This is a genomic window from Neorhizobium phenanthreniclasticum, assembly GCF_040066075.1.
Taxonomy (GTDB): domain Bacteria; phylum Pseudomonadota; class Alphaproteobacteria; order Rhizobiales; family Rhizobiaceae; genus Neorhizobium; species Neorhizobium petrolearium.
In genome coordinates this window covers 1-9,874 of record NZ_JBEAAL010000062.1, presented here as the reverse complement: position 1 = coordinate 9,874, position 9,874 = coordinate 1, and the positions used below count along the sequence as shown (strand labels likewise).

Sequence of the window (9,874 nt, the reverse complement as noted above, 5' to 3'; positions counted from 1 at the left end):
ATCGTCTCCGGCCTCTTTGATCTTTGGGAAAAGGAACTGGGCAAGGTCTCTGGCAAGTCCAAGACCGCCGAAGCGATCCGCTACGCGCTCACCCGGCGCGAAGCACTGGAGCGCTTCCTGACGGACGACCGGATCGAAATTGACTCCAATATCGTCGAGCGCGCGATCAGGCCCCAAACAATTACGAGAAAGAACAGTCTATTCGCCGGCAGCGAGGGTGGTGGACGCACTTGGGCGACGGTCGCCACCCTCTTGCAGACAGCCAAGATGAACAACGTCGATCCGCTTGACTGGCTCTCCCAGACCTTGAACCGCATCGCTCAAGGCTGGCCCGTATCTGAAATCGAGGCGCTCATGCCCTGGAACTTCAAGTCCCACGCCATCGGCTGACCGCTTACGGAACAGTCACCTCAAGCTTGATAACAGCGCTACACCGGCGACGCGCTCCCGCGATTATCCCATGTCCACAGTCTCCGTTGTGGACACAGACTCCTTCATTCGATTTTCAATGAACAGGTGCCGCGAATTGTGCGCTTACCGAAGAAGGACATACGGTCTTACCTTAGAAGCGGCTTCGTTCAATCCTTCAACAGCCCCACCATCTACTCTTTGCCGGTCTCCCGACGCACTGTCAGCTCGCCCCCAACAGGAACCGGCCCCTTGAAATGAGACAATCGTCGTGCTAAGTATCACATAGTAAGCTCACTAATGATAAGCTCACAATGAATCACGACCCGATCACATCAGAGTTCCTGGAATCGCTCACCAAGGCGAGCCGCAAGATCCGCACGGCCTTCAATCAGAGAGTCGCGGCACATGGGCTAACTTATCCGCGGGCCCGTACACTGTTCCGCCTCGCAAAGCAGAACATGACCCAGAGCGAACTCGCCTGCGATCTCGAGCTTGAACAGGCGACCATCGTCCGCATCCTTGATCGCATGGAGGAAACCGGCCTCGTTGAACGCCGCCCTGATGGAAAGGACCGTCGCATCAATCTCATCGTTCTCACGCCCCTTGGTGAGGAGCAGGCCGCACTCGTGAGATCTGTTGGGGAGGACCTGCGCATGCAGATCTTCGCCAATGTCGACCCAAAGGAACTGCAGAACGGTATTGCGCTCCTGGAACGGATAGCGGCCAACGTTGCGGAGATGAGCGATATCCATGTCCCCGCGTGAGGCCGCAATAAGAGAGGAAGACGCGACAGTCATACGGCCAGCCTTCGATAGACATGCGAAGCTGACCGAAGCCGCGCATCAGCAGGAAACGCCGTCGGCGCAAGAATCAGCGGCTCCGGCACCGGCTGCGCCCGCCGCTTTCGTGCCCAAATCACCGGCGATGATGATCGCCTATGTCTTGGCCGGCACAATGGTTGCACTCACCCAGGGGCTCGGCATGAGCTTCATCTCCATCAATCTGCAGCAGATCGCCGGGCCAATGGGGCTAACGCAAGTCGAAGCCACCTGGCTGATGGCGGCGTATTTATTTCCGAACGCCAGCCTGACGCTCCTTCTGTTCAAGGTGCGTGCCCAGTATGGGCTAAGGAAATTCGCGGAAGTGGCGATAGTTGCCTATGTGCTCGTCTGTCTCGCGCATTTCTGGGTGGATAGCTATGAGAGCGCCTTGGTGCTGCGCTTCTTCGCGGGCGTTGCCGCTGCACCCATGACCTCGCTTGGCTTCCTTTATATTCTGGAGAGCATGCCGCCGGCGAAAAAAATGAATATCGGGCTCTGCATCGCGCTGACAGCCCTCGCTATTCCGACACCCGTCACCGGCCTCATTTCACCGTCGCTGATGGACATTGGGGACTATCATGCTCTTTATCTCATTGAGATAGGTCTCGCGATGATCTCGCTCGGTCTCGTCTATCTTTTGCCGCTCGGTTCCCCACCGAGAGCCAAAGTGATCAGCAGTCTCGACATCGTCAGCTATATCTTCCTCGCAATTGCACTCGGCTGCTTCGCCGTGGCTCTCACTGTCGGCAGGCTCTACTGGTGGACCGAAGCCGTCTGGCTCGCCTGGATTTTCATCGGAGGGATCGCAGCGGCGGCTGTCCACGCAATGATCGAGCTCAACCGGAAGAATCATCTGATCGATATTCGCTGGCTTACCTCGCGCGAAATCTTGCATTTAGCCGGTGCTTTGATGGTGTCTCGCCTGGTTCTATCGGAACAGACGAGCGGTGCTGTCAACTTCTTACGCAATGCCGGAATGCTGAACGAGCAATTGGCCGGTCTCTACTGGGTCATTCTTGCGGGCGCGATCGTCTCCGGCGTGGTCTGTGCCGTAGTCATGAAGCCCGGCCGCGAGTCCACGATCCATGCTATCTCTCTGCTCCTCGTTGCCATCGGCAGCTACATGGATAGCCAGTCAACTGTTCTGACCCGGCCGGAACAGATGTATTTTAGTCAGTTCATGGTGAGCTTCGCGGGCGGCCTCTTCCTGCCCCCGGCGCTGACAATGGGCCTTGGCGCGGCCCTGAAGCGTGGCCCCAGCTATATGCTCTCCTTCATCGTCGTCTTTCTCGCCACGCAGAAGATCGGTGGTTATCTGGGCAGCGCCCTCTATGGCACTTTCGTCCAGTGGCGCGAACAATTTCATTCCTTTCGGCTGGTCTCGCGGCTCACATCTACCGATCCTCTTGTCGCGGCTCGTCTGAAACAGCTTGGCGGGGCTTATGGGAAGGTGCTGACCGACCCGAACCAGCAGACTGCCCAAGCCACCTCGCTCTTCGCCAAACAGGTACAACAGCAAGCTTACGCCCTTGCCTATAACGACTCCTTTCTGTTTACGTCCTGGCTTTCGCTTGCTGCCTTGGCAATCCTTCTTCTGCACGTAGGGTGGCGCAACCGCCAACGCCTTTTCCCGAATATATATCCGATGCAAACCGCTTGACGCTTGAGCAGAATCAGAAAGACAAAGGGAATTATAGAAAGACACCATGTCCAATCTCTTCCGCTCCATCGCCACTTATGTGGCCATTCTCGTCGGTTTCGCCGGAGTGTTCGTCGTACTTTATGCCTGGAACCTGCCGCCCTTCCACGGCGCGGTAGAAGTGACCAACGACGCCTATGTTCGCGGCCAAGTGACAATCCTCAGCCCACAGCTTACAGGCTATCTCGTCGAGGTGCCGGTGCAGGACTACCAGCAAATCAAGAAGGGCGATCTGATCGCCAAGATTGATGACCGCATCTACGCACAAAAGCTGGAACAGGCGAAGGCAGCGCTCGCCGTCGCGGAGGCTTCCCTTGCCAATTCCGAGCAGAGCCGCAAATCTGCGGAAGCCAAAATCCAGTCCGCCAAGGCGGCAGTGGAGAGTGCCAATGCCGCTCTCGAGGTGGCCAGGACGACCTACGAGCGCACCGAGGGCCTTTTTAAAAAGAATATCGCCAGCAAGAGCGAGGCGGAGAAAAACCGCGCCGCCTTCAACCAAGCTCAGGCTGCCGTCCATCAGGCTGAAGCCGCGGAACTGGTCGCGGAGCAGGATTTAGACATGATCGTGGTTAGCCGCCGCTCGCTGGAAGCCAACGTGCAAAGTGCCGAGGCCGCGGTGAAGCTCGCCGAGATTGACCTAGCTAATACCCGCATAACAGCGCCGCGGGACGGTACGCTGGGCGAGGTGACGGGCCGCATCGGCCAGTATGTCGCGCTCGGCACGCAGATCGGTTCGATCGTGCCCAACCATGTCTGGGTGGTCGCCAATTTCAAGGAGACCCAACTCGCCGGCATGCAGCCTGGACAGGAGGTGACTTTCACCGTTGATGCCCTTGGCGAAAAGACGTTTAACGGCCGGATCGAGCGTTTCGCGCCAGCCACTGGGTCAGAATTCTCCGTCATTAAGGCCGACAACGCCACGGGTAACTTCACAAAGGTCGCACAGCGGATTCCGGTTCGCATCGCCATAGAGCCAAAGCAGCCTCTCACCGCCAAACTCGTGCCTGGCATGTCAGTGGTCGCCAGCGTGGATCTCGCGCAAGGTGGGGCGGCTCTCGCCCGGACGGCGCAAGCGGATTGATCCGATCAAAAACCGAACTCGAATTCCGGTGCCCGTTTGCATCCGTAGCGAGGCCTCTTTCAGCCAAACGGCTATTTGAACTGGCTCGGTTTGTCTGAACAGCTTCGGGCTATTCACTAGACTGGCGCTACTTTGGCCACAGTTTTTACGTTGAGATCTTCAGGAGGCGTGTGATGCGGAAACCTGTGCGGGGATCGTGGCAGAGACGACAGGAGCAAGGCGGCGAGAAGGCACCAAAAGTCTCTGAACCATCTGAGCAGGAGCGAGAAATTGTATCCGACGGCAGCCAGCACGGCGTTGATCGCATCGCCCTGCTGTCCGGCGAGATAATTGCGATCCATTCGGTGTTCGTTCTTGAGATGCCCGATGACGGGCTCGACGGCTGACCGTCGTCGCATCTGTCGTTTGATGGCCGGCGTCACGCGGCGCTTCTGGCCACTGGTGAACACCCTGAGCTTGTGACTCTCGGGCGCATTGTGGCCGCGATATCCGGCATCGGTCAGGATGCGGGAGAGCTGGTTGCCAATGGTCTCTTCCATGTCGGGGATGATGGTCTCGAGGGTGTGCCCATCGTAAGGGTTACCGGGCAGCGCCATGGCATGCAGGGCGAACTGACCGCCTTTGGCGCGGTTCAGCGTCGTGGCCACCGAGACCTTGACGCCAAATTCATAAGGGCGATGGGCCTTTCCATTGCCGATGCATTCCACCTCGTCGGCATGAAGGCTGTAGATCTTGCGGCCGCGCTGACGCTGTTTCTGCTCCAGGACGGTTCTTGCCTGATAGAGCGGCCAGATGAAGATCGCCTTGAGTTGCTCGTCGCCGGCGATCTGACGCTCGATGTCGCGGATGGTTCGCCCCAGATAGGTCTTCAGCTTGCGCAGCGCCTTGCCAGCCCGCTTGAACTGTTTTGCGTGGGCGTACCGCTGGTGCTGGATCAGCGCGAACTTGCCCAGCCGCACATAGCTTTGGCGTAGCTCGAGCCCACCTTCCGAGCCAGCCGCACGAGCCGCTCCCGTGCCCGGTGAATGAGCTTGGCATCGGTCGGAAACATCACGTTCTTGGGCTGGACGGTCGTGTCGACGATCACCTGCCGCGTGTCCGACGGCTTCATTGCGCCGGTCTTGACCGCCACCGACAGGCTTTCCTGCAGCAAAGCCTTTATCCGCTCCTCACCCATGCGTTGGCGCCAGCGTGTCAGCGACGAACGGTCGAAGGGCAATGTGTGCTGGAAGAACGTCTCGCCGCAGAAATACTGGAAATACGGGCTGTCGAGGTAGCGAGCACAGACAGCCTCATCCGACAGGCTGAACGTATGCTTGAGGATCGCCAGACCCGCCATCAGCCGGGTCGGCAAGGGCGGCATGCCAAGCACATCCGGATAAACCTCACCAAACCGTTCTTCCAGAAACGACCAGTCGATGGTCTGCGCCAACTGCACCAGTTCGTGCTTCAGATCGATGATCTGGTCGAGGCGGGATCGGAACAGATCACCTTCTCCCGTCTCGCGTCGTTCAACAGGCTTGGACATCTACCAGATCCGATCCATCGCGATATCGGAAGTCAATCACGCTTCGATGATTGAGAAAACCGAAATCTGAAATAGCAAGAAAACAGAGCGAAATCATGCCATATCTTGCGCTGTCGATTATTTGGCAACGTCCAATATACGCGAAATATCAATTGCTTCCGGATACTTCACGGCCGACGCAATAGAGGCTTGGGGTACTAACAGCCGGGCCGATATCACCCTGAAACCAAGGCATACTGGGGTGAAACCGCATCTAAAAAGGACAATTGAAAGCCCCGTCTATCGGTAAAAGCGGCATAAGAACCTTCGAGCGACGTCGGCAGTATCAGCCCGCAGCAGTGAACTGCGGGCTAAATTGTGGTGCCCCAGGATCAAAAGTTGCGCTGCAGGCGGACAAATCCAGTCCAAGCGTCCGGCTCATCCTGGTAGTTCACAGTGCCCTTGAATGCCAGGCCACTCGCGATTGCATAATCCAAGGTCACGCCAGCCTTCCAGTCCTCGCCGCCATTCGCGTCGAATTCGTCCCAGACATAGTTGAAACCAGGCGTGATGGCAAGCTTTTCAGAAGCCTTGATGGCGTAGGAAGCAGCGACGTGCCATTCGCCCGAAAGGCTTGAAGCTGCCCTGCCGCCGTAATAGGCCGAAACGTCTGAAGCATAGATTACGAAAGCCTGAAGCGTGCCCGGGCCAATCGGAGCGCTGGCAAGAAGGCGAATAGCACCTTCTTCGACCTCCACATCGTAGCTGCCAAGAAGATCGACGGAAACCCCGCCGAATTTGGCAATTGCAAGGGCTTCGATACCGACGCCTTGTCCATCGGCACCATTGATGCCGTTGTGGATCGTACGACTCAGTTCATCAACCTGGAGGCCGACGGAGAAAGCATCGCCAGTGTAGGTGTAAGCAACAGAGGTAAATCGCGTATCGGCACCACCAGCGTTAACATCAGTCTCGCCGTTGATACCCTTATCCCACCAGTTCAGATAAGTACCGACCTTGAAGCCGCCGAGCTCAATGTAGACGTCATCAAAGTAGAAATCGTCCGGCGTTTCCCCCGAGTTATCGCGAGAAGATTCACCATGAATGGCGATAAAGCTGGTTAGCGTGCCAAGTTCGGTATCGTTCTTTGCGACGACTTCCAGGCGGCCACGAGTCCAAGCGTCCCAGTCGCCCTCGTTGTAGCGGTTGGTGCTATCGCCGATATCAACCTGAAAGCGAATGTAGCCGCCGATCTTGAGGCAAGTTTCAGTACCCGGAATGTAGAAATATCCAGTACCGAAGGCATCGCAAACACGCACATATTCGATTGGTTCCGGTTCCGCAGCAACGATGGCGTCAGCCGCATGAGCGCCAGTAACTGCCCCAAGAGCAGCAGCGGAGCCGATCAGAAGGCTCTTGATGTTCATTTTTGAACTCCTGTTAGTAAGGGTAATTCTGATATTGAGAGACCTCCTCGGTGCTGCGAGAATGTGATCTCGATAATTTGATTACATACCGACGGAACGTTTGTAAATTGCCCCAGAGCGAACCGATGGCTCGGATCAACTTGTTCCAGAAGCAGTGTGGGATAATGGCAACAACCCGACGCAGTGGCAGCCCCCCGGGGGGCGTGATGATTTGCCATCGCATGATGGCTTGTGGGGAGTGCGGGTAGAGGAAGCGAAGGAGTGTTTTCGAGAATGAACACGGGTTGCGACCCCTCGTCGTTTACCCACGTTTAAGCTAATTCACTGGCGTCGCTGGACCCATTGGCCATGTTATATGGCTGCGCATCGAGACACCAAGATCAGGCGTTTGAGCAAATTGACGGCGAAGCGCAGAGGCAGAGCTTTTCGTGGAACGAAAAGCCGGGGCGTACGCCGACTGGAGATCGCGGTACGCCCCGGCACATGCCCGTTAGCAGGAGATCAAACTTATCCCCCACCTCTCAACGGCGGTGGATCATCGTGAGAGAGGGACAACAACAAACTAAGTCATAACCCAGCTTGCCAACAATAGTGTATATACAGACGATATGTTTGTAAATAGGAAAATCACGCCCGATTTGGCTGTCACTTGCGTGCGAGCTTGGGCGGCTCGATCGGTGGGATAGGGACCTGCGGCCATGACACCGTCGCTATGAGCTTGACTTTGTACATTATGCGGCGAAGCAAAGGGCCTGTGCCATTCGTATAAGACGTCCGGGAGGTATTTTGTGCATTTCCGGGTTTGACGGTGAGTGTCGATAAAGATCGTCGCTCCACAAAACGAGACGCACAGCACCGATCGCATCAGTGAATGTCAGATCGGTTTTTTTATACCATGCCGCCGCGTGAGGGGGCGTGCTTCGGCTCAGGCTGTCACCGGCCCAGACTGTCACGAGACTGTACAATGCCAAGAGTGAAGGTGTCGTGCGGATGATGGCGTTTCCATTCCACTGGCGCTGGGTCTCCACACCAAGATGGGCGCGTGTTTCGGCGAACGTCACTTCGATCTGCCAGCGTCGCACGAAGTAGGCGATGATCTCGCTCGAGGTCGGTATTGGTGCTCATGAACGCCTGGGGTTCGCGGCGGCCCGTCGGGTCTCGAACTAGGACCCAGCGAATTGGCCTTGGCGGGGTTCCCCGCCGATACCACAAGCCAGTGCCTGTCGTGATATCGAGGTGTTTATCGGTTTGTCTGCCATACCAGCTTGAGGCGACGATGCGTTGCCACACGGTCTCGGGGTTGTTGAGTACCGCCTTCAACTTGGGTAGAGGCATGCCTTTTAGAGCCTGACCGAAAAAGATAGGATATTCGGCTTGCGCCCCACCTCGGACGGTGATGCGGGAAGGTGCTGCGCTTCGAGCTGATGATAGAACGTGGTCTGTCGCGACAGCCACAAGCATCAGGAAAGGAAGCGCAGCATGAAGCACTTTATCGGCCTCGATGTCTCGGTGAAAGAGACCGCCGTTTGCATTGTCGACGAAACGGGCAAAATCTGCCGGGAGGTGAAGGTTCACAGCCACCCCGACGATTTGCTCGCGGTCGTGAAGGATCCGAGCTGGAACATCGAACGGGTCGGGCTCGAGGCTGGGCCCTTGTCGCAGTGGCTTTTCGAGGGGCTTGCAAGCGCAGGATTGCCGGTCATCTGCATCGAGACGCGCCATGTGAAGGCGTTCCTGAAGGCCCAGCCGAACAAGACTGATCGTAACGACGCGCGTGGAATCGCGCAGATGATGCGGGTCAACCTGTATCGTCCGGTGCATGTGAAAACGCTGACGAGCCAGAAGCGGCGGGCGCTCTTGACGGCCCGCAAGCTCCTGCAAGGCAAGGCGATAGCCATCGAGAATGACATCCGCGGCCTTCTGCGCAACTTCGGCCTCAAGGTTGGTGTTGTGGGAACGGTGAAGTTCGACGAGCGCATTCGAGAGCTCGTCGAAGGCATGCCCGACCTGGAAGACCTCATCGGGCCACTGCTTTCTGCCCGGAACAAGCTGCGCGCCGAATTTGCTCGTCTGCACAAGAAGGTGCTGGCGTCCGCCGAGGAGGATGCGACCTGCAAGCGCTTGATGACGATCCCCGGTGTCGGTGCCGTCACGGCGCTGGCCTATACCGCAACCATCGACATTCCGCAGCGTTTCAGAAGCTCCAAGGCAGTGGGTCCCATCCTCGGGCTGACGCCGAAGCTCAACGAGTCCGGTGAAAGCAAGCGTGTGGGCCGCATCTCCCTGTGTGGGGACGGCATGATGAGAACGCTGCTCTATGAGGCCGCACAGACGCTGCTGACGCGCGTGACGAAATGGTCATGGTTGAGAGCCTGGGCAATGAACGTCGCGAAGCGGCGCGGGATGCGCAAAGCCATTGTCGCACTTGCGCGTCGCCTTGCAGTCATCATGCATCGCATGTGGCTGGATGGCGCTGGGTTCCGCTGGACGCGGGAAGCTACGGCCCCGACCATCTGATCCGGACGGCCAGGAAGGAGAGAGACAGAAAGTTCCGCCCCGGCGGACAAGCGTCCTTCGCAGGACGATGGATGAGGTAAGTTCGTACTCAACTCCGTGCCGACCGCACTCGATGACTCGATGTCGGTCAGGACGCTAAAAAAGATAGGACTGCCTCATTCTCCTGATCCTATGCTGGGAGGGCAAAGCGCCGATCCCGTAGAGAAGCAAGGACCTGCGAAAGACGTCGATGCCGGGCACATGGAAAGGCTCGAAGCGCTTGACCTGAACACGCCGAATAGAGAAGTTGAGTGAAATCAGCCAGTTGTGATTCCTTCGGATTTGCTTAGGATTCGATGGAGACCGCAATGGGCTGGACTGATTTCACCCGCCGCCAATATGGCCGACGGACGGTGCGTTATGCAAGTGATC

6 protein-coding genes and 1 pseudogene are annotated in these 9,874 nt (G+C 57.3%); 5 read left to right on the top strand and 2 right to left on the bottom strand.

Features of this window, described 5'->3' with window-relative positions; translation table 11 throughout:
• The 4 genes from ABK249_RS33485 to ABK249_RS33470 form a co-directional block, all read left to right on the top strand.
• The coding region (locus ABK249_RS33485) for an IS66 family transposase (RefSeq protein ID WP_348864905.1) at positions 1–390 on the top strand (390 nt) is incomplete at its 5' end.
• A 332-nt stretch (positions 391–722) separates the two neighbouring features.
• Complete coding sequence (locus ABK249_RS33480; RefSeq protein ID WP_210058915.1) at positions 723–1,175, top strand: MarR family winged helix-turn-helix transcriptional regulator; 453 nt, start codon at positions 723–725, stop codon at positions 1,173–1,175.
• Positions 1,162–2,892: an efflux MFS transporter permease gene (locus tag ABK249_RS33475; RefSeq protein WP_210058917.1), complete on the top strand. Its 1,731-nt coding sequence runs from the start codon at positions 1,162–1,164 to the stop codon at positions 2,890–2,892. Before ABK249_RS33480 ends, ABK249_RS33475 begins: the two co-directional genes overlap by 14 nt.
• A 46-nt stretch (positions 2,893–2,938) precedes the next feature.
• Positions 2,939–4,012 (top strand): HlyD family secretion protein, encoded by a 1,074-nt coding sequence (locus ABK249_RS33470; RefSeq protein ID WP_210058918.1) that lies wholly within the window; start codon positions 2,939–2,941, stop codon positions 4,010–4,012.
• Between the two features lie 116 nt (positions 4,013–4,128).
• On the opposite strand, the pseudogene ABK249_RS33465 reads toward ABK249_RS33470, so the two are convergent.
• Together ABK249_RS33465 and ABK249_RS33460 are read right to left on the bottom strand one after the other, a co-directional pair.
• Positions 4,129–5,540, bottom strand: a pseudogene (locus ABK249_RS33465) (IS5 family transposase).
• 371 nt (positions 5,541–5,911) lie between these two features.
• Entirely contained in the window at positions 5,912–6,946 is a 1,035-nt protein-coding gene (locus tag ABK249_RS33460) for a porin (RefSeq protein ID WP_210058919.1), read from the bottom strand.
• A 1,479-nt stretch (positions 6,947–8,425) separates the two neighbouring features.
• On the opposite strand from ABK249_RS33460, the gene ABK249_RS33455 reads away from it, so the two are divergent.
• On the top strand, positions 8,426–9,463 hold the full coding sequence (locus ABK249_RS33455) for an IS110 family RNA-guided transposase (RefSeq protein ID WP_210058920.1): 1,038 nt from the start codon (positions 8,426–8,428) through the stop codon (positions 9,461–9,463).
• Positions 9,464–9,874 lie beyond the last annotated feature (411 nt).

Excerpts from the sequence above, each read along its gene's own strand:
- ABK249_RS33460 (WP_210058919.1), bottom strand. The coding sequence starts at position 6,946 with ATGAACATCAAGAGCCTTCTGATCGGCTCCGCTGCTGCTCTTGGGGCA.
- ABK249_RS33480 (WP_210058915.1), top strand. The coding sequence starts at position 723 with ATGAATCACGACCCGATCACATCAGAGTTCCTGGAATCGCTCACCAAG.
- ABK249_RS33455 (WP_210058920.1), top strand. The coding sequence starts at position 8,426 with ATGAAGCACTTTATCGGCCTCGATGTCTCGGTGAAAGAGACCGCCGTT.
- ABK249_RS33470 (WP_210058918.1), top strand. The coding sequence starts at position 2,939 with ATGTCCAATCTCTTCCGCTCCATCGCCACTTATGTGGCCATTCTCGTC.
- ABK249_RS33475 (WP_210058917.1), top strand. The coding sequence starts at position 1,162 with ATGTCCCCGCGTGAGGCCGCAATAAGAGAGGAAGACGCGACAGTCATA.